The sequence below is a fragment of the Natronomonas marina genome (assembly GCF_024298905.1).
Lineage (GTDB): Archaea > Halobacteriota > Halobacteria > Halobacteriales > Haloarculaceae > Natronomonas > Natronomonas marina.
In genome coordinates this window covers 2,442,961-2,460,666 of sequence record NZ_CP101154.1, presented here as the reverse complement: position 1 = coordinate 2,460,666, position 17,706 = coordinate 2,442,961, and the positions used below count along the sequence as shown (strand labels likewise).

Below are 17,706 nucleotides of genomic sequence, written 5' to 3'. Positions count from 1 at the left end.
CGCGTCGCACGCGTGCTGGCACGGGCGCGTTTACGACGGGGTGTTGCCCCCTCCCCCGGATCCTTGACACGATAAATCTGACTCTAGAACGCAACCTGTAAGATCGCCGGATCCACAGCCTCGCGTGTATGTCGGACACTGTGGAAGTGCCGCGAGAAGAACTGGAGCTAGTCTTGGAGCGCGCAGAGATGGATGCACAGTCGCTTTCGCAGAACCCTGACGTCGATGAGGAGACGGTAGACGAGGTTGAGGCGGCCATCGAGGTCGTTGACGACGCCATCGAGCGGTAGTCGCGCCCCGTTCTCGCCCGCGGCTTTTCTTGTTCCACGTCTGACAAACGAGTGTGATCGGATCGATTGCACAGATCGGTATCCCCGGAGGCGTCGAGATGCTGGTAGTCCTGCTGATTGCCGTGCTGCTGTTCGGCGCGAACAAGATCCCGAAGCTGGCCCGTGCGGCGGGACAGTCGATTGGCGAGTTCCAGCGCGGTCGCGAGGAACTCGAGGACGAACTGAAGGGAGACGGTAGTGACGAGGACGTTGAGACGCCGGACTAACGACTAGTTCTCTAGTTCTTTGAGGAGAGACAGCGAAAGCGAAAGAGGGGAACGACCCCACGAGAGCGCGCGGGACAGCAGGCCCGCGCGGGACGCAGACCGTGTTCGTGACACCGACAGCGTGATTGACTGACGAGTCGATACGAGTTCGACCGTCCCGGCAAACATCTGGGACGGCACTCTGTTGTTGTCGAGGGAGCGACATAAGCCTCTCGCGGGAGCGGGCCGGCGTTTATCCGACAGTAGTGACGTCGACAGTTCGAGATGGAAGCAGAAGACGAACTCAAGGCGAAACTGGCGATGTTCTCGGACGGCGCGGCGTCGTGGGTCGAACGGGCGCGAGAACAGGACTTCGACCCGGAGGTGGTGGAACACGTCGAAGAAGCACAAGAACACGTCCGCGAGGCGATGGAGATCCTCGACGACTGACGGCTACCACTGCCAGCCGACGTCCGACGCGTCCAGCTCCTCGATGGGGTCGAGCATCTCGGCGGTCATCGTCCAGTTCTCGCGGTTCCACTGCGGCGGCCCCTCGACCCAGCCCTCGTTGAGGAGGCGTTCCTGCGTCGTCCAGCCGTGCACGATCGCCCACTCGCTGTCCCACACTTGGCACTTGATGTAGGCGTCCGCGGGCCCTTCCTCGGCCTTCTCGCGCTCCACGAGGAGCTGCGGTGGACTCCCCGTCGGCGTCCCCCAGTAGGTCTTGATGTCGATGCTCGTCTGGTTCCACGGCCCGTCGCGGACGACGAGGTCGACGCCGTCGTCACCCTTCGCGCTCACCGTGAGGTCGAGCGTCTCCAGCACGGGGATGTCCAGCGCGAGGCCTGTGGCCACCTCGCCGGCGACGCCGGTGACGTGCTTCTGCTCGGTGTCGGGATCGCCGAGCAACACGTCGGTCGTCTCGTCCTCCTCGTACGAGGTGGAACGGGCGGCGGCCACGAGGTCGATGATCTCCCACGCGTCCCCATCGAGGTGGACTAGTTCGTAGTCGTGCGTCCAACCGGGCACGGACGGCTTGTCGTTGCGAGTCTCCGTGGCGGGCCGTTGCGTACTCATCGTCGATCACCGTCCTGTTCGGCCGCAAGTAGGTCGAAGTCGTCTCGAACCACGTCCGACACCCAACATTCTGCGAGTCTGACGACCGCATCTTCTGCGTCCACAATTGATCCGTAGTACGCGGTGTCGCGGCGGTCAGTCTCGGATGGGTAATCGACGATGACCACTGCACCACCTTCACGTCGTCGGAGGGCGACGTGCGAATTGCCCACCGCGACGACAGTCTCCGTCTGGCTGACGCGGGCGGCGTCATCAGCGAGACGAGGGATTTCTTCGAGTCTATCCGTGTCGAGCAGTTCTTCGATGTTGTCGTTGTCGTCGTACATTGTCTTGCGTTGAGTCGGCCTGTGTCGGGATCACCTCCATCGGGGCCTCGGTCTCGTCAGGCGGGCGGGGGCCAATCCGCGCCGCGACCGGGCGCGACGCCCGGTTTCGACCATTAGGGGAGTGGGTGAGTCAGTCGTCGTCGCCCATCTCCCGTCGCTCAAGTTCACGAAGGACGTCCGCAATCGGCGGCACGTCGGGGCCGGCGTCACTCATCGTCATCACCCGCCTCGTCGGCGGCATCGTCGGCGGGACGGAGATCCGCGCCGAGACCACCCTCCTCCGGGGTATCACCGATCGACGGCGGCGAGCAGTCGCGGCAGTACTGACCGTCAGTACCGATATGGCGTCCACATCCGTCGCACGAAATCGTTGTCCGGTAGCGCGGTGGGTCGCGGCTGCTACTACCGGAGAGGTCGCGGCCGTCCTCCATCAGCGGGTGTTCGTCGTTGTCGCCCTGCTCGGCGGCGTTCGTGAATCCTTCGTAGTCGTCGGTGTGCTCGTCGGGAGTGGGGACGACGAGCGGGTAGCCAGCGAGGTAGTCAGTGTCGCTGTCGTCCATCTGCTCGTAGACGTCGAGGACGGGGAGCGGTGTCTCGGTCGTCACGGCGTCGCTGACGTGCGCGACGAGGTAGTCGTCGGTCTCGTGGACGATGGGGCGCTGGCCGGTGATCTCGTCGGACATCTCGAGGTTGCGCTCGAGGTCGCGGCGGAGGGCGACGCGGAGGGCGTCGGGGGTGACGTCGTGGTCGTCGGCGGCCTGCTGGATAGCTCGCGCGGGAACGATACTGTCCACGTCCACGGTGGACGCGGAGTCGTGATGACGGTCTGCTGTCATCACCAGTCCGTAAGAGATGGGGGTTAATAAGACTTGTCGGAGAAACGGTACTTCGACAAATCAAGGACACTCCCACTAAACCCAAAGTACCAATATACCACCCCAACACGCGCGTACACACCCGTTCGGGCGAGTGGACTAAGTACCGGAACAACGTACCAGATAACGTAGAGGTGAGCGAAAACACCACTACCCGAGACGAAGTGATCGACGTTCTGCGCGAGGGTCGCGCGACCCCGCGCCTCATCCGCGAGGAGACGAGCATCGACACCAAGCAAGCCGCCCAGTACCACCTCCGACAGCTCCGCGCCGAGCGCCGCGTGCGCAAGGTGACGCGCGGGCTGTACGAGCTAGATCCCTCCGCCGACGAGGCGGGTGATTCCAATGACTGACGAGACCCCGCTCGCTCCCAGCGAGTTCGCCACCGCAGTCCGCGACTACGCCGACTCCGTCGAAGACGAGACGTTCCTGCGGAAGTGCTACGCGGGCCAGCTCGTCGCCACGGATCACCACGGACGCGAGCCGCTCTCGCCCGTCGAGTTCTCCTCGGCGCTGGTCGCGCACGCCGGCGTCAGTCTCGACGACGCGGGTCGCGAGCGCGTCGAGTACGCGTATCTGCGGCAACTCGAGATCGCGCGAGACCGCGCGGGTGATGGGTGTGACTGACGTGCTGACCATCGCCGCCGGCGTCGCCCTCGGTATCATCGTCGCCGTGTTCGCCCTCATCGTCCTCGCAGTCGCCGTCCCGGCGGCAATCGTGGCCGTCTGCGAGTGGCGAGAACCAGACGACGTGACCACCGTACACGAGATAGATCCGGTTGATGGCCACGCCCAGACCTACTTCATCGACGAAGACCGCGACACGCGGGTGATGGAGCGATGACGGGCGACGATCGTGCGGCTGCGAAGTACGGATGGGGACTGGGTGTCTGGTCTGTATCCACACTGATCGTCGCGACACTCGCCGCCTCGACCCACGTCGGCGATGCAGCCGGCGTCGTCGTTTTCGGAACCGGCGTCGTCGCCCTCGCGCTCCTCGAAGACCGCGCGGATGACGTGGCCGAGTGGCTGGCACAGACGCTTGAGGCCGACGACACCCAGCAACGAGAACTGGAGCGCACGCTGATGAAGCAGATGATCGCCAACGACGCCCAGTCCGACGTTGAGGACGCCCGCGAGGCCTACCTTGACGGCGAGATCGATGAAGAGGAGCTAGAGGAGCGCGTCGGTGACGCACTTGACGACTTCAGCCGGTTGAACGATGCCACCGACGAGTTCTACGACCGCCTCGACGAGGACGAACGCGACCGCGACACGCGGGTGATGGAGCGATGATTCCGCCAGAAGTCGTACTCGTCGTCAAACTGTCCGCCATCCTAGTCACGACGATCATCGGGCTAGTCGTCGTGTGGTACGGAGTTCCGCTACTAGTCTACGGGATCGCAGCGGCTTACTTCGAGTGGCGTGCGCCCGACGACGCCACCGTTTTCCACGAACCCGACCCCACCGAGGGCACTGTGACGACCCACGCGGTCGAAGGCGAGTGGGAGTTCGACGTTGGCGACCACATCCAAGACCCGATCACTGGCAACGAGAAGGTCATCATCGGGCGCGTGTACGACGTTGACGATGACGAGTGTCAGTACGTGTACCGCTCGGATGACCGCGAGTACTGGGTACAGTCACGCGGTTGGGGAGAACACGACCACGAACTCACGAACGATGACGAGTGACCGCGCCCTTCTATCCATCGCCGCCGGCGTCGGCTTCGCCAGCCTGTGGGACTTCGTACTCTGGAGCGCGCCCTACGCGATGATCGGGATGCAGCTCCTCGCGGGACTGATGCCCGTTGGCGTGGCCGCCGGCACGGGCTCGATGCATCCAGTGGTGGATGGTGGCGACCGCCTCGTCACGGACGCCGGGATCGGCGACACCGAGCGCGGGGACGTCATCCAGTACGACGCCCCGGGCAGCCCGACGACGGCCCACCGCGCGATGTTCCACGTCGACGCGGGTGAGAACTGGTACGACCGCGCGGATCCACGCTTCCTCGGCGACGCCGACTCGTGCGAAGAGCTGAGGAACTGCCCCGCCCCGCATCCGGGGTGGATCACACGCGGGGACGCCAACCCCGAGTACGATCAGGCGAGCGGGCGGAACCCACCCGTGAAGTCGGAGTGGGTTGAGGGACGCGTGTGGGTCGTCGTCGATGACGAGACGTGGGAGATCACGCTGCTATCCACGTGAGCAGCCCGCCCACGCCGGCTCTTTTACACTACCCTCGACTCAAACGTCGTGCAATGACGGTGGCCAAGACCACGTGCGAGTCGTGCGGCGAACGCGTGTCGTTCGTGACCGACGAGGACGCCGACTTCCTCTCCTGCCCGGAGTGCGGTCGGGAACACTGCGTGACGCCTCACGGCGCGTCGCCGACCGGGCAGATTCCCGACGAGAAGCAGGAGCGGTTCGCCGACCTCCGGGAGTGGGACGAGGAGGTGTTGGGGTGATGGCGGTCGTCTCGGCCACCTGTCCGCGACGGGAGCGCGGCGGCAAGGTGACGTTCACCGGTGTCGCCGAGGACGGGGAGTTGCGCGACTGCCCGGACTGCGGCGGACGCGTCGCGGTGGATCCCGATGCTGACGAGGTTCTTCACGTCGAGGCTGGGTGAAAAACGGGGAGAAAGCGCGGGGTTAGTCGGCCTTGCGGACGACCGTCGTCCACTCGACCGGACGCGGGTCGACGAACTGCGAGGCCTCGTGGGGAACCGGCGGCTTGGCCCACGAGACCGGTTCGAGTTCGATGCTGCCGAGCGCCTCGTGGCGAGCCTCGTAGAACTCGCGTTCGAGGTCGCCGACGACGTCCGGCTTGTTCATCGGGTCGTGGATGACGAGCGGGTCGAGTTCCTTGACCGCTTCCTCGGGCCAGTGCGCGAGGACGCGCTGGTGGGCGCGCATCAACTTCTTGTCAGCCAGTTCTCGGCTGTCGCTGTCGTGGGTGTCGTATCCCACGTGTATCCGTAGGGCCGAGACTCAGAAAAGGGCACTGTCTCGGGGGTCTACGGGCCGTACTTGGTACTTGGGCTTTGGTGGGCAGAGTCCGCGAAAAAGTTCGTCAGTTCTCCGTGACGGTCAGCTTGTACGTCGTCCCGCCCTCGACGTAGTGCGGGCCTCGCGTCTCCTGCTTGGCCTGCAGCATCCCGTTCACGTGCGCCTTCGCCGCTGCCTTCGTCTCGTAGGACACGAGCCGGGTCGTGTTTCCTGTCTTGCTGTCCGTCCTGATGACCGTGTATGCCATTGCACTCTAACCTATACTTTGTCTGACAGATAAGTGTTTACGGAAAACTACCTTAGTGTAAGCACACCCCCACCCATCACGCCAGACCCCGCGAAAATCGGTGGTTCAGAACAACCCACCCCTGCTGGGCCGGCACTCAAGTTTACGGAACGACAATAATCGAGCGCAAACGTGCGAGTCGAATCCACCAAAGGCGAAAACCAGTACAAGTGCTGGCTCACTCCCGACGAGGTCGACGCTCTCATCGAAGCCGCTGAACAGCTGTCGCATCGACACAAGGTCGTCGTTCTCCTCGGCACGAAGGTCGGTCTCCGTGCCAAGGAGTACACGCGCATCCGTCCGAATGACGTGTTCCGCGAGGCGGGGAAGTATCGCATCACCGTCCGTGGGAAGGACACCAGCGGCGAACTCGGCGACGAAGGCAAGCGACGCGACGCCTACCTCCCCGAGCGCGTCGAACGCGAGCTGCTTGAACTCCAGTACGACGAGGACATCGCCGACGACGGGCCGTACTTCCCCGTCACCAAGACACGGATCCGCCAGATGGTTCACGAGGCCGCCCGTGAGGCCGCGCGGATGGGTGTCGGTCGTCGAGAGGACTGGGAGAAGGTCAGCAGCCACGACTTGCGGCGCTACTACGCGCACAACCTCCTCGTGCGCCAGCGGGTCAACCCGAGAGTCGTGATGAAGAACGGCGGCTGGGAGACCTACTCCGCGATCGAACCCTACCTCAACGAGCCGACGCCGGAGAACGTCAACGAGGAGATGGCCCGCGCCGGCCTCGACTGACCCCTACTCTCCGCCGGCGTCGTCGCGCGGCTCCTCACCGAGCAGTTCGACCGCTTCCTCTTCGTGGTCGCGCCACAGACGGAGCGCCTCTTCAGCGTCCTCTACCCCGGCGAGCGCGGCGGCAGCGTGTCGCTTCGCCTCGATCTCGTCATCGCTCTCTCCCGGTGTGGAGAGGATCTCCTCCATCGCGTCGCGTAGCTCGGCGGCGGCCTCTGCGGCCTCGCGTCGCTTGTTCGTGTCGTCAGTCATTCTGACCACTGTTGATACGAATGCAGGTACGTCCCCTCGTCAGTCGCACAGATACGATGTGTGCCGATAGTGTCGAGTTCTTCGCACTCGCCCGGCTCGAGATGCTGATACGCTGGCTGGCCGCATCGGGAGCACGTGAGTTCGTCGGTCATAGTCGTCGAAGAAGGGTGGATGACTCCACCTAGCCCGTCTGAACCTCTGTCCCCCAGAACCGTAAAACCACCGTAGAGGCCGCGAAAACGCCCTAAACAAGCCATACAGGAAAACACATACACGGTGGGAGAACCAACACGCGTGTATGACCACGAACACGAACTGGCCGGCGGGCTGGACGGCGCGGGAGCGCGTCGAGACCGTCGCACTCGACCGGCGCACGATGGACGCCGAGGTCGTCGCTGACGAGGCTGGCGTCGACGTCGACACGGCGCGGGACGTACTCGCCGAGCTGGCCGAGGACTACTCCGACACGCGATGGGACGATGACTGACGCCACCGACGACGACGAGATGACGGAGCGCGAGCGCGAGGTCATCGACTCCCGCATCAAGGAACTCGAGGACGAGAGCCGCCGGTACTCAACGCGCGAGGTCGCCGAGGATCTCGCTGTCGAGGACATCGACGCGCTGATCGATGACCTGCCGGGCGAGGAGTAGGCCGAGCCACACCGGGCCACCCGTGTTCCGAGGAACAGGGTGGAAACCCCACCCGCCTCCGGACAGGGCCGCAACCCGGACTGTTCACTGGCGGTGTTCATGTTCACTCTCGCCCTACACCGAGGATCTCGGTGTTCACCGAGGAACGGAACCCCACCCTGTCCGCGTAATCGCGGAACCCCACCTCTTCGCGTGGAGAACCAGAACCCCACCTCTGCGAGGAGAGGGAACCCCCGCGGGAGAGGACACCTTCTCTCCCCTACTCGCGGTGGGCCACGCGGCCCGGGAGCGTTACTGCGCTCGACTCGACCTATTTCCTGACGACGCCCCCTGTCGTCTAAGAATCGCCCTCAGATCTGACGAAAACCTTGAAAGAAACGAATGGAGTTAATTTTTTGTCAGGTGTTTTACGGGTTGCTGGCCTACCCCTGAATGACGATGCACGACGACATCGAACTGCCCGACCGAACCATCGAAGTGCTGGAGCTCATCGACGAGTACGGCCGTCCCACGGCCACCACGCTCCGAGAGGCCATCTACTGGGCCGACAAGAACCAGCACATCCACTACCGACTTGACCAGCTCGCGTCGAAGGGGTTGGTCGAGACGTGGAAGGACGAGGACGCCGGCGGACGCGGGGCACTCTCGCCCCGACGCGCGACGACGACCGACGAAGGCGAGGAGTTCCTCGAACTCCTCAACGAAGAGGACACCATCCCCGACACGGTGGAAGAGCGTCTCGAACGGCTGGAGAGGCATCTGAGCCCGATGCGAGAAACATACGGGGAAATTAAGAAGCGCGTCAAGGAACTGGAAGATGAAGTCGAGGAGCACGACGAGGATCTCGACGATCTCGCCGAGGACGTGCGCGACATCCGCCGCTTCCTCGACGACTGACCCCAACTACCCACTTGATACTTTTTCTTTTCACTTTCACTACACTTGGCTCGGCTTCTTGGGGTGAGCGCCCCACGCCCCTATCGGATGCAGCGAGACGCTGACTTGCCGCCCCGCGATTCGACGCCCGGCAGAGGCGAAGGCGCGGGGTCGTGGCTTGAGGAACAGACGGTAGAGGCACTCCAAGACTGGGGCTGGGACGCCGCGCGTGGCGGCGTGGTATGGGGGTTTCGAGGTTGACGTGTTCGGCGTCCGCGACGGCTACCGCGTGCTGTGCCAGTGCAAGGACTGGCGTCCGGAACATCCCATCACACCCGCCGCAGTCTGGCGACTCGTCGCCGTCGCGTACACCGTTGAAGCGCGGCCAGTCCTCGTCACCACGTCGGAACTGACCCGACGCGCCCGCCAGATCGCGCGTCGCTGGGAGGTCGCGGTCGTCAGGCCCGTGGATCTCGAGCGTGAGCCGGGGCTGCCCACGCCCGGCCACCGCCTCGGACTGCCGCGTGAGCGTCGGTGGGGTTCGCGGCTGGATGACGATGGGGAGATGCGGGAGTTGCTCTTGCGCGGCGGGATCCACCCGCGCCGCGAGTCGAGGCCGTCCTACTGACGCGAACGTGTCGCGTGTGAGGCTGGTCGGGGTCGGTCGGCGAGAGGGTGTCGAGGGTGGTTGAACGGGAAACCGAAGGTATGACGTGGGGAGAAACACCCCTTGCCTGCGACACCCCCCAAAATCGGCGGTGAAAAATCGCCAGATGGCACGGCCGTAGCAGGCGTCGCAGGGAGATCCCAGAATCGAAGGAAACCAAACCGGGTGACCTCCCCGGTACCTGATCTTGCGATCCCAGAGTCCCCCTGCGACGCTTGCGACACCTCGCCCTCCCGTGGTTTTGACGCGGCTCAGACGGGGTGTCGCAGGCAAGGGGTGTTTCTCCCCTAATAATACGTTTGCTTGGGTTGCCGTCGGGTGGTTCTGTCTCAAGGTTGGCGACAAACGGCGAGTTGGAACTGATGCTCGCCGAGAAGAGAAGGGCGTGGCTACGCGATCTGAATCCGTAGTGGTTGGCAGTTCTCCCACGTCACATGACAGTCCATGCAGACGGTGATGAGATTCTCCAGTCGGTTGGCCTTCTCGTAGTCAACGTCACCGTCGCCATCCTCGAACTCTCGTAGGGGGACGATGTGGTGGACGTGAAGACCAACACCGTGCTGTTCCTCGTGTTCACTCATACACATCCCGCACCGTTGACAGACCGGTTCAGAACCGTTGTTCGGCGTGTCTCTCTGGAGTGCTTTCCTCCTCTGTTCGTTCCAGTTGGGGCCGTAGTATCTGTAGTCACCAATATCTTCTTTCCGTGCAGGGTGGTTCTCGTCACTGACCTCTTCCCACGGCGCGAATCCCCTCGGTTCGATGCCGTGGCGTCTCATCCACTTGTAGATCGTCTTGCGGCAACAACCCCACAGTGAGGCGAGATCGTTCGTCGACAGCCCCTCTTCAACGTACTTCTCTCGCATCTTCTCTTCATCGTGCCACGGTTGATCGTATCCGACGTGGTTCAGTTGATCTCCCCGTTCGATGTCGTGACGATCCATCCATCGTCGGATGGTGGCCTCACTGACACCGAGGACGTCGCCGATCTCTCTCAGGGAGAGCCCTTCGGAGTGGTAGAGTCGTTCCAGAATCTCTCCGTCTTGGTGGGGCGTCTCGGACTCGAAGGTGTAGTTACTCATCGTCATAGTAGTCAGTCCAGTCAGAGTTGTCGAGGAGTTGGTTGAGTGCCTCATCGTACGTGTCCGCTCCAACCGCTACCTTGTAGCGGCGAACTCGGTCACGCGTGTTTTCTTTGAGTGAGACGGTTGTGGTGTCGTCTCCCATCTAGCAACTGGTAATAGTTTCTATAATTTTATATAACTTTCCCGACAGTAGTGGTCTGCCGAGTGCCGGGGGAGAAGTCACTGTCCGGTCGAACTCACGTCAGAAGGCGTGGGGTGGGAGCCAACCAGCCCCTGCGTGAGGATGTAAGTTTTTCTGATACTTAATGGTGTTGTCCCTGAGCGTGGGAACCACCGATTGAAGTGTTTCATCTGTTCTTTGACTATTTCAATTCTTCCCCACCACCCGTTGAAGTGTTCCAAGAATTGAAGTAGTGGAACCTACCACCCGGTGAAGTGTACGAAGTGTTTCATCCGTTATACAATCTTAAGTGGGTGAAGTGACCCCCGATTGAAGTGTTATATATCCTTATGTGTCACCGGGAGTATAGATACGGATGCAAAATGGGAGCCAACAACCCCATCCTGACAGACGACGAGTTCGACGTTCGCGAGAAGGACTACAGCATCGAAACCGAGGAAGACATCAACAACGTGGTCAGCGAACTCGACCGCGAGTTCGACGTGGTGAGCAAGTACGCTCGCCGAGACGGCGAGGAAGACGGCTGGAAGCACGACGCCGTACTCGCCGCGATGCTGACCCCGTGGCTTGAGTACGAGTGGGAGAACGTCGACACGGCGCTGAAGCGGCTGCCGGTCGGGTACGCCAGCGGCGACTACGAGTACCAGAAGCGCGTCGAGAAGACGGCGGAGTACATCACTCCTGAACGGGAGTGGGAGACGCCTTCCGACGCCGCTGACACCGCCCGCGACGCCGTGAGTCTCGTCGAGGAAGAGGACATCTCCTCGGTCGACCCGCAGGGGAAGATCAGGGAGGAAGTGCTGAAAGAGTGGCATCCTCGCGAGTTCGGCATCTATCCCGAGGACGACGGTGTTGAGATCGACCCTATCGACAAACGCGAGGCCCTCCAGCGGACGGCCAACATCTTCGACGAGGTTTGGGACTACCTGTACCCGGAGACGGACGTACGCGGCTGGCAGAACACGCTGTACGTCTACGACAACGAGAAGGGCATCTATCGTCCGCGCGGTAGCAACCAGATTCGGCTGCAGGCCGAGTCCCTCCTCGGCAAGTACGCCGACAACAACTTCGTCAACGAGCTGGAGAGCAAGCTGAAGCGGCGGAACAAGGTCGATTCGTGGGATATGCGCGATGCGCGGCCGGAACCCCACCGGATCGTCGTCGGGAACGGCGTCCTCGACCTCCGTAAGGGCGAACTCGACGGCTACACTGCGGACGAGTACCACCGGACGCGCATCGACGTTGACTACGACCCGGATGCGGAGTGTGCGGAGATCGACGACTTCTTCCACGACATCGTGGACGAGGACGACGTTCCGACGCTCTACCGCGCCGTCGCGCACACGCTCGCCAAGGAGTACATCGACGAGAAGGCCGTGATGCTCGTCGGTGACGGGAACAACGGCAAGTCGTCCTTCCTCAATCTGCTGGAGGAGTTCCTCGGCGAACGCAACATCAGCGGCCGGAGCCTACAGGAGCTGAACGAGGACAAGTGGGCGCCCGCCGACCTGCACGGCAGCCTCGCCAACCTCAGCGGGGATATGAGCGAGCAGGAGGCGGACGACCTCTCCACGTTCAAGCAGCTCACCGGCGGCGACACGCTGACGGCGGACATCAAGTTCGAGCAACCCGTTCGATTCGAGAACAGTGCCAGCCTGATCTTCGCCAGCAACGGTGTTCCGGACTTCCCGGACAACGATATGGCGGTCTGGCAGCGGTGGTGTTACATCAACTTCCCCCACCGGTTCGGCGAGGACGGCAACAAGGAAGCAGAGCCGATGCGCGTCCTGATGGATCGCATCACCGCCGACGAGGAACTCCGTGGCCTGCTCGCCCGCTGCGTCGAGGAGTATCAGGCGTACTACGACGGTCGCGACTTCTTCGCGGACGTGGGAGATGCGCACGAAGTGCGCAAGCGGATGAAGAAGGCCGCCGAGCCCGTGTTCCGCTTTGCCGAGGAGATGCTGGAAAACGTCGACGTGGAGGAAGTCGAGGACATCGAGGACTACGCCGTGCTGACCGACCGCGTTCGCGAGGCGTACAAGGAGTACGCCCGGGAAGAGGGTCTGCCCATCATCGACGACGCCCAGTTCGGCAGCAAGCTGACGAACCTACGGGACTACGACATCGAACACGTCGAGCAGCGTCCCATCGGCCCCGACAAGCGGAACTACGTCTACAAGGGCATCCAGCTCACCGACGAAGCCGAAGAGCTCCTTGACGAGGACGGCGACGGGGACGGTGACGATGACGACGGCGGGAACGCCGAACTTGGGGACGACTTCAACGACGACGATGATGACGAGGACGGCACGAGCCACACGCTCACCGAGAACAAGCGGCGGAGCGTGCGGGCGATGGCGACCGAGACGGACGAGTCACCCGAGGAGATCCGCGAGACGCTCCAACTCCCTGACGAGGCCTCCGACCGGGTGGCCGAACTAGTCACGGAAGTACGGTCGGAGGGTCTGGGCGAGACGCTTTCCCAGACGGGAGGTGATGACCAATGAACGACACCGAGTACGACAGCTACGCGGAGTACGTTCGGGGCCGGTTGGATGCCGGCGACTTGGCGCGCTACTCTGGCCGTGGTCTGACGGTCTGGATGTACGCGCGTGATGGAGCGTACTACCAGCTGCGCGTCACGGAGAGCCGGTTCACAGCCGACGAGCGAGAGGTCAGCGAGGAGAAGGTCGAACGGGTCGTCGAACACAACTATCCCGTAGAAACGGCTGCTGCGGACTCCGTGCCGAACACCGTTCGTGCGTGGGCCGACATTGGCGTCGAGGGTGTTGCACGCGAGTGGTTCATCGACGCGCGGATGATGCTCAGCCGCTTCGAGGACGTGAGCAACGAGGACGCGTCGGAGATGATGCGGGACGGACTCCGGTTGGCCGGGCGCATCGACGACACGGAGCGCGCGGAGAAACTGCGCGAACGCGTCCAAGAGATCGGCGCCCGACGCGACGGGTAACCGTTCTCCCGTCTCGTTTCAGGCGAGTCTCGCGCCCCGATTTGATTGGTGACTTTTTACTGGGGCGACCGCCTGCCGTCAACCGATTATGGTGTCGCGGAAGCCGGAACTCGAGATTGTCGCTAATGCAGAGGAATCGGGAATCAAGGTGACGTACACCGGCGGTCACACGGTGACGGTCGCACAAGACGAGGTGGTGGCGGACTCCGAACCCGAACTTCTCGAACACGAAGATGGGCCGGATGTTTGGGACGAGGGGCGGCTAGTCGTCGACTGCTACGCCCCGGATCCACCGGGGTCGTGGGCGACCGGGTACTGCTGGCTGGAGACGAGTACGGAGGAGGGCGAGTGGGATCGTGTGGAGTTGCACGTCGGTGATCCGGATGCCAACGGTCATCCGATTGAACGGACGTCGACGTCGTACAACGTGGCGCGGTTGAACGCGGTCGAGCGGCCGGAGGAGGCCGAGGACTGACCGCGACGACTAGTTCCCTTCTGCGATTTGACCGGATTTTTGTGAGTCGACCGCTATCCGGCGATTATGGATGAGGTAGCCGATGAGTACGAAGTTGGAGATGTCGTGGAAATTGAATTCGGTGGCGACTACGGCGTGCATCGTGGCGAAGTCGTCGGACTGCATCCCGGCGTCGGTTCCGAGGACGAGTACGAGATTGACGTGCAGCTCGCGGACGCGGGCGCCTCGTCGGCAGCGCCGGCGGAGGAACACTTCCTGATCGACCTCGTTGGAGTCCAGTGGGTGGGGGAAGGGCGCCCCAACGCGGTCGGGGAGACGGTCAACGGGTACACCGAGGAGATGGGGACGGTGGAGCGCATCAAGGTGGTTGGAGAGGTGGCCGAGGCGTGACCGAACACGAACTGTACGACGCGATCGATGATGGGGACGGGATCTGGCTCCACATCGCTGGCATCGACCCGACGACCGTGTTCCGCGACGGCGAGACGCGCACGGTGACTGGGGTTGTCGAACGCGAGATTTTCGTCGACCTCGACCGCCGCCTCCGCGGTTGGCCAGAAGCCCGAATCGACTACTGGGATGCTGCGGATGGCGGCGAAGCGCCCGTCCTCGTGGGGCTGGACATCGACGAGGACGAGGGGCCAGAACCGCTCGGCGAGATCGTGGACTGGGAGTTGACAGGATGACACTGACGCGCAGCGACTTGGCGCGCGGCGATAGGGTGGTGGTGACGTGTTCCGACGCGGATGGGGAGAGTGAGGAGTACGTCGGTGAGGTGACCGCCCTCGACGACCACCAGATCCGCATCGATCTCGCGTCGTCGATCGCCACCCGGATGCGGGTGGGGGTTGACTCTGAGGGGCGGCCGCGGGGAGCGGAGATTGTGACCAGTCACCGGGAGCTGACGCGGGAGGTTGTGGGACTCGAGTTCGAGGAGTGACAGTGGCTAGTGTCGGCGTTCACCGCCACGCTGTCCCGCCCTATTCTCCCAATCGGAACACATACGGATCCGGCAGTGACAGATGGTGGTATGTCAGATGAGTCTGAGGTCGGGTTCGACTACGACCTTACGCGGGAGCAGCTCAAGCGGGCGTTGAAGGAGTTCGGGTTACAGGAAAGCGACATCAACAACACGATGCTGACCGTGTTGCAGGCGGTCACATCCCGTGAATACTACGAATCCATCGAACTCCGATACGACGATCTTCCCGACTACGCCATCCAGACCACGAACCTCGTCGACTTCCTCCCGAACTACACCGCGGAGAACTCCCGCGAGCCGGTAAGGAAGGACGCCCTGAAGCCACTTCGTGACAAGGCGGGGGTACTTGGATACGAGGAACCCGCCCCGAACAGCCCGAAGACGCACTACTGGGTAGCACAGGAGTTCCGGGAGTACCTCGACAACGCGAATCTCGAGGAGGTCATCAGCGAACCTGACCCGGTAGAAGGGGAAGAGCGGACGGTCGAACTCCCGTACCACGACGAGGTACTGCCTCGAGCCGCCGGCGAACACACGGAGTTGATCGGCGACGGGCTCCGTGAACTCGTCCCGGATCTCGCCGAGTCACCTGTACTCGTCCACGAAGGGCTGACCAAGGACGAGCGGGAGGCGGTGGAGGCCAAGTTGCTGCCCATCGAGTTCGACGGTGTGCGGTTCCAGTTGTCCGTGTACCCGGACGCGATCGCGTTTGACGAGGAAGAGCGGACGTTGATTCTCTTGGAAGCGGTGACGAGTCTCGGCCCGTTCACCGACCAACGCATCGAGACTCTGCTGGAAGACCTTAGTCAGCCAGAGGAGCCGATTGAGGACTTCTCTGCCGTGTTCGTGACTATGTTCCCCGACGTTGGCCGCTACCGCCAACACCTGATGGATGTCGGGGCAGACTCGCACGTCTGGCTGTCTGACCATCCCCGCGACCTGCGCTCGCACGGCAACATCCGGCTGGACGAGGGACAGCCGAGGGAAGCGGGCGTATTGTACGAGTACGAGATCGAACCCTAGTCCTTGTTCACGGACTCCTCGATGGCGAGTTCGAGGGCATCCTGAATCTCCTGTCGCTCCTCATCAGTGTACCCGAGGATCGTGTACACCGCCTCATCGAGGACGCCACGGTCGGCTGTTTCCGCGAACTCGTCGAACGCCGTGGTCAGGCGGTCGCGTTCCGCATCGGTCAGCGCATCGAGGTCGAGCGTCTGGATGGTCTTTGATGAGGAGACGTTGAGGTCACACACGCCACCACCGTACACCTGTCCGGCGAGTCGGAGGTTCAGCTCGCCGAGCTGCGAGTTCAGGTACGCGAGGAGTGGCTTGACGTCTTCATCGCGTTCGACGGTGGTAGCGAGGAAGTTCTCGTTGGGCACGACCGCATCCGGGTTCCATACGGCGGTGTAGTTCTCGTAGACCCGGCGGGGGAGCAGGATCTGGGAGGGAAGGCGACGTTCCGCCTCGTCAGTGAGGTCATACCACGGCTCGCGGTTGGCCTTCCGAATCCGAGTCTTGTTGTGGAGACCGTCGTACGTCTCGTCGCTGTACCGCTTCTCAATCGTGCGATTTTCTGCGGCCTCGATGTACTCAAGGGCACGCGTTCCTTCCAACTCGTCTTTCGGCTGCGAACACCAGAAGACGTGGTACTTGCAGTCCGAAGGTCGGATGGTGGGGTCTTGGTGGTCGCGCGACGAGTATGCGATGGGGCGGAGGAATTCGTCCTCAATCTCGTCGACTTCTGGTTCGGAGTCAGACAGGATGTAGAAGTCCTTGTGAAGGGTCTGGACGCCGATTGAAGGCGTTGCGAAGTCGCTGAGTGCGGTGAAGTCGTCGCTGTTCTTGATGGACTCGAAGACGAGGGGCGCACGGAGCCAGATGTCCCAGTAGTCGCCGGCGTCGAGGGCACGCTGTGGGACACGTGCGGACTGGATTGCGGCGTCCGCGAGTTCGTCAAGCGACTTCTCGCCGCCGTTGAAGATGTCCTCGCTCTCCGCTTGGATGAACCGAACGTCGTTCTTCGCCGGCATCCGGATCGTGTTTGGCCGTTTCTCAGCGATGATGCAGACGCTGTTGGCGAGATCGTCAAACACCCGCTCTTGGAAGCCGATGAGGGCGTGAATGTGGAATTCGTTGAGGAGGAACTCCTTGAACTCCTCACCGTACTTCCGCTTCATCCACGAGTTGGAGACGATCATCGCCATCCGACCGCCGGGTTTGAGGAATTGGGTCGCCTGAAGCAGGAAGTAGACGTAGAGGTCGCTCTGATCGGAGAAATCGTACTCTGAGAACCGTTCGATGATCTCCTCGGCGTCCTCGAAGCGGTGGCGGATGACGTATGGTGGATTGCCGATGAGTGCGTCCACCTCGGGGAAGTCCGAGTCAAACAGGTTGCCAGCCGAGACGTTGGGGAATTCGCCCCCGAACTCTTCGCGTGCCCGCTGCTGAAGCGTGTCGACGGCATCAGCGTCAATATCGAGCCCGTGGATCTGGTTCCGAGTCTCCTTGCTCTCGGCCCCCAGTTCCTCGAGTCTGTGGTAGGCATCGAAGACGAACCGACCCTCACCGACCGAGGGCTCCAACACCGAGTCATCGGCGGATTGGATCGCCCAACGTGAGAGTGCCCTCGAGATCGGCTCAGGGGTATAGGTTTGTCCGTGGCGTTTCTGGTCAGAGGCCATCTACGGTGTTATTGCCCGACCAA

The 17,706-nt window shown here is 62.6% G+C and carries 32 protein-coding genes; 23 read left to right on the top strand and 9 right to left on the bottom strand.

Features of this window, described 5'->3' with window-relative positions:
* Positions 1 to 128: 128 nt before the first annotated feature.
* The 3 genes from NLF94_RS13170 (at position 129) to NLF94_RS13160 (ending at position 985) form a co-directional block, all read left to right on the top strand.
* The gene (locus NLF94_RS13170; RefSeq protein WP_153552819.1) at positions 129 to 290 is read left to right on the top strand and encodes a hypothetical protein; all 162 of its coding nucleotides are present in this window, start codon (positions 129 to 131) and stop codon (positions 288 to 290) included.
* 53 nt (positions 291 to 343) lie between these two features.
* Complete coding sequence (locus NLF94_RS13165) at positions 344 to 556, top strand: Sec-independent protein translocase subunit TatA/TatB (protein WP_434085362.1); 213 nt, start codon at positions 344 to 346, stop codon at positions 554 to 556.
* A 264-nt stretch (positions 557 to 820) separates the two neighbouring features.
* Positions 821 to 985 carry a hypothetical protein gene (locus NLF94_RS13160; protein ID WP_254838083.1) on the top strand — a complete coding sequence of 55 codons (165 nt, stop codon included), beginning with the start codon at positions 821 to 823 and terminating at the stop codon, positions 983 to 985.
* A 3-nt stretch (positions 986 to 988) separates the two neighbouring features.
* On the opposite strand, the gene NLF94_RS13155 is transcribed toward NLF94_RS13160, so the two are convergent.
* The 3 genes from NLF94_RS13155 to NLF94_RS13145 all read right to left on the bottom strand — a co-directional run bounded on the left by NLF94_RS13155 (position 989) and on the right by NLF94_RS13145 (position 2,774).
* On the bottom strand, positions 989 to 1,612 hold the full coding sequence (locus NLF94_RS13155; RefSeq protein WP_254838082.1) for a hypothetical protein: 624 nt from the start codon (positions 1,610 to 1,612) through the stop codon (positions 989 to 991).
* A complete protein-coding gene (locus NLF94_RS13150; protein WP_254838081.1) occupies positions 1,609 to 1,938 on the bottom strand; it encodes a hypothetical protein in 330 nt (109 codons plus the stop codon). The genes NLF94_RS13155 and NLF94_RS13150 overlap by 4 nt, the downstream gene beginning before the upstream one ends.
* 206 nt (positions 1,939 to 2,144) lie before the next feature.
* Entirely contained in the window at positions 2,145 to 2,774 is a 630-nt protein-coding gene (locus tag NLF94_RS13145) for a hypothetical protein (protein ID WP_254838080.1), read from the bottom strand.
* Between the two features lie 203 nt (positions 2,775 to 2,977).
* Between NLF94_RS13145 and NLF94_RS13140 the strand changes: the two genes are divergently transcribed.
* From NLF94_RS13140 to NLF94_RS13105, 8 genes are read left to right on the top strand one after another with little or no spacing between them, the layout of a single operon-like run.
* Complete coding sequence (locus tag NLF94_RS13140; RefSeq protein ID WP_254838079.1) at positions 2,978 to 3,166, top strand: hypothetical protein; 189 nt, start codon at positions 2,978 to 2,980, stop codon at positions 3,164 to 3,166.
* Positions 3,159 to 3,440, top strand: a complete 282-nt coding sequence (locus NLF94_RS13135) for a hypothetical protein (RefSeq protein WP_254838078.1) — start codon at positions 3,159 to 3,161, stop codon at positions 3,438 to 3,440. Before NLF94_RS13140 ends, NLF94_RS13135 begins: the two co-directional genes overlap by 8 nt.
* The gene (locus tag NLF94_RS13130) at positions 3,433 to 3,657 is read left to right on the top strand and encodes a hypothetical protein (RefSeq protein WP_254838077.1); all 225 of its coding nucleotides are present in this window, start codon (positions 3,433 to 3,435) and stop codon (positions 3,655 to 3,657) included. The genes NLF94_RS13135 and NLF94_RS13130 overlap by 8 nt, the downstream gene beginning before the upstream one ends.
* Positions 3,654 to 4,109: a hypothetical protein gene (locus NLF94_RS13125; RefSeq protein WP_254838076.1), complete on the top strand. Its 456-nt coding sequence runs from the start codon at positions 3,654 to 3,656 to the stop codon at positions 4,107 to 4,109. Before NLF94_RS13130 ends, NLF94_RS13125 begins: the two co-directional genes overlap by 4 nt.
* Positions 4,106 to 4,507 (top strand): hypothetical protein, encoded by a 402-nt coding sequence (locus NLF94_RS13120; RefSeq protein ID WP_254838075.1) that lies wholly within the window; start codon positions 4,106 to 4,108, stop codon positions 4,505 to 4,507. The genes NLF94_RS13125 and NLF94_RS13120 overlap by 4 nt, the downstream gene beginning before the upstream one ends.
* Positions 4,497 to 5,021 carry a S26 family signal peptidase gene (locus NLF94_RS13115; protein ID WP_254838074.1) on the top strand — a complete coding sequence of 175 codons (525 nt, stop codon included), beginning with the start codon at positions 4,497 to 4,499 and terminating at the stop codon, positions 5,019 to 5,021. Before NLF94_RS13120 ends, NLF94_RS13115 begins: the two co-directional genes overlap by 11 nt.
* A 59-nt stretch (positions 5,022 to 5,080) precedes the next feature.
* Complete coding sequence (locus NLF94_RS13110) at positions 5,081 to 5,281, top strand: hypothetical protein (RefSeq protein ID WP_254838073.1); 201 nt, start codon at positions 5,081 to 5,083, stop codon at positions 5,279 to 5,281.
* Positions 5,281 to 5,442 (top strand): hypothetical protein, encoded by a 162-nt coding sequence (locus NLF94_RS13105; protein ID WP_254838072.1) that lies wholly within the window; start codon positions 5,281 to 5,283, stop codon positions 5,440 to 5,442. The genes NLF94_RS13110 and NLF94_RS13105 overlap by 1 nt, the downstream gene beginning before the upstream one ends.
* Positions 5,443 to 5,464: 22 nt before the next feature.
* On the opposite strand, the gene NLF94_RS13100 is transcribed toward NLF94_RS13105, so the two are convergent.
* Together NLF94_RS13100 and NLF94_RS13095 are read right to left on the bottom strand one after the other, a co-directional pair.
* Complete coding sequence (locus NLF94_RS13100; RefSeq protein WP_254838071.1) at positions 5,465 to 5,782, bottom strand: hypothetical protein; 318 nt, start codon at positions 5,780 to 5,782, stop codon at positions 5,465 to 5,467.
* Between the two features lie 103 nt (positions 5,783 to 5,885).
* Positions 5,886 to 6,068, bottom strand: a complete 183-nt coding sequence (locus NLF94_RS13095; RefSeq protein ID WP_254838070.1) for a hypothetical protein — start codon at positions 6,066 to 6,068, stop codon at positions 5,886 to 5,888.
* Between the two features lie 171 nt (positions 6,069 to 6,239).
* On the opposite strand from NLF94_RS13095, the gene NLF94_RS13090 reads away from it, so the two are divergent.
* Positions 6,240 to 6,857 (top strand): tyrosine-type recombinase/integrase, encoded by a 618-nt coding sequence (locus tag NLF94_RS13090; RefSeq protein WP_254838069.1) that lies wholly within the window; start codon positions 6,240 to 6,242, stop codon positions 6,855 to 6,857.
* A 3-nt stretch (positions 6,858 to 6,860) separates the two neighbouring features.
* Here the strand turns inward: NLF94_RS13090 and NLF94_RS13085 are convergent, their stop codons facing one another.
* The gene (locus NLF94_RS13085) at positions 6,861 to 7,106 is read right to left on the bottom strand and encodes a hypothetical protein (RefSeq protein WP_254838068.1); all 246 of its coding nucleotides are present in this window, start codon (positions 7,104 to 7,106) and stop codon (positions 6,861 to 6,863) included.
* 298 nt (positions 7,107 to 7,404) lie between these two features.
* Here NLF94_RS13085 and NLF94_RS13080 point away from each other — a divergent pair, with 298 nt between their 5' ends.
* From NLF94_RS13080 to NLF94_RS13065, 4 genes are all read left to right on the top strand, one after another.
* Positions 7,405 to 7,593, top strand: a complete 189-nt coding sequence (locus NLF94_RS13080; protein ID WP_254838067.1) for a hypothetical protein — start codon at positions 7,405 to 7,407, stop codon at positions 7,591 to 7,593.
* Positions 7,586 to 7,759, top strand: a complete 174-nt coding sequence (locus NLF94_RS13075) for a hypothetical protein (protein WP_254838066.1) — start codon at positions 7,586 to 7,588, stop codon at positions 7,757 to 7,759. Before NLF94_RS13080 ends, NLF94_RS13075 begins: the two co-directional genes overlap by 8 nt.
* A 438-nt stretch (positions 7,760 to 8,197) precedes the next feature.
* The gene (locus NLF94_RS13070; protein ID WP_254838065.1) at positions 8,198 to 8,656 is read left to right on the top strand and encodes a hypothetical protein; all 459 of its coding nucleotides are present in this window, start codon (positions 8,198 to 8,200) and stop codon (positions 8,654 to 8,656) included.
* Between the two features lie 208 nt (positions 8,657 to 8,864).
* The gene (locus NLF94_RS13065; protein WP_256558619.1) at positions 8,865 to 9,263 is read left to right on the top strand and encodes a restriction endonuclease; all 399 of its coding nucleotides are present in this window, start codon (positions 8,865 to 8,867) and stop codon (positions 9,261 to 9,263) included.
* Positions 9,264 to 9,691: 428 nt separating this feature from the next.
* On the opposite strand, the gene NLF94_RS13060 is transcribed toward NLF94_RS13065, so the two are convergent.
* Entirely contained in the window at positions 9,692 to 10,384 is a 693-nt protein-coding gene (locus NLF94_RS13060; RefSeq protein WP_254838063.1) for a helix-turn-helix domain-containing protein, read from the bottom strand.
* Positions 10,377 to 10,529 carry a hypothetical protein gene (locus NLF94_RS13055; protein ID WP_254838062.1) on the bottom strand — a complete coding sequence of 51 codons (153 nt, stop codon included), beginning with the start codon at positions 10,527 to 10,529 and terminating at the stop codon, positions 10,377 to 10,379. Before NLF94_RS13055 ends, NLF94_RS13060 begins: the two co-directional genes overlap by 8 nt.
* Positions 10,530 to 10,930: 401 nt before the next feature.
* On the opposite strand from NLF94_RS13055, the gene NLF94_RS13050 reads away from it, so the two are divergent.
* From NLF94_RS13050 to NLF94_RS13020, 7 genes are all read left to right on the top strand, one after another.
* Positions 10,931 to 13,078 carry a DNA primase family protein gene (locus NLF94_RS13050; RefSeq protein ID WP_254838061.1) on the top strand — a complete coding sequence of 716 codons (2,148 nt, stop codon included), beginning with the start codon at positions 10,931 to 10,933 and terminating at the stop codon, positions 13,076 to 13,078.
* Positions 13,075 to 13,542, top strand: a complete 468-nt coding sequence (locus tag NLF94_RS13045) for a hypothetical protein (RefSeq protein WP_254838060.1) — start codon at positions 13,075 to 13,077, stop codon at positions 13,540 to 13,542. Before NLF94_RS13050 ends, NLF94_RS13045 begins: the two co-directional genes overlap by 4 nt.
* Positions 13,543 to 13,630: 88 nt before the next feature.
* Positions 13,631 to 14,017 carry a hypothetical protein gene (locus tag NLF94_RS13040; RefSeq protein WP_254838059.1) on the top strand — a complete coding sequence of 129 codons (387 nt, stop codon included), beginning with the start codon at positions 13,631 to 13,633 and terminating at the stop codon, positions 14,015 to 14,017.
* Between the two features lie 66 nt (positions 14,018 to 14,083).
* Positions 14,084 to 14,407 (top strand): hypothetical protein, encoded by a 324-nt coding sequence (locus tag NLF94_RS13035; RefSeq protein WP_254838058.1) that lies wholly within the window; start codon positions 14,084 to 14,086, stop codon positions 14,405 to 14,407.
* On the top strand, positions 14,404 to 14,703 hold the full coding sequence (locus tag NLF94_RS13030) for a hypothetical protein (protein ID WP_254838057.1): 300 nt from the start codon (positions 14,404 to 14,406) through the stop codon (positions 14,701 to 14,703). Before NLF94_RS13035 ends, NLF94_RS13030 begins: the two co-directional genes overlap by 4 nt.
* Positions 14,700 to 14,957, top strand: a complete 258-nt coding sequence (locus NLF94_RS13025; RefSeq protein WP_254838056.1) for a hypothetical protein — start codon at positions 14,700 to 14,702, stop codon at positions 14,955 to 14,957. The genes NLF94_RS13030 and NLF94_RS13025 overlap by 4 nt, the downstream gene beginning before the upstream one ends.
* Before the next feature lie 90 nt (positions 14,958 to 15,047).
* Entirely contained in the window at positions 15,048 to 16,022 is a 975-nt protein-coding gene (locus tag NLF94_RS13020) for a BsuBI/PstI family type II restriction endonuclease (RefSeq protein ID WP_254838055.1), read from the top strand.
* On the opposite strand, the gene NLF94_RS13015 is transcribed toward NLF94_RS13020, so the two are convergent.
* The gene (locus NLF94_RS13015; protein ID WP_254838054.1) at positions 16,019 to 17,683 is read right to left on the bottom strand and encodes an Eco57I restriction-modification methylase domain-containing protein; all 1,665 of its coding nucleotides are present in this window, start codon (positions 17,681 to 17,683) and stop codon (positions 16,019 to 16,021) included. The genes NLF94_RS13020 and NLF94_RS13015 overlap by 4 nt on opposite strands.
* Positions 17,684 to 17,706: the final 23 nt, after the last annotated feature.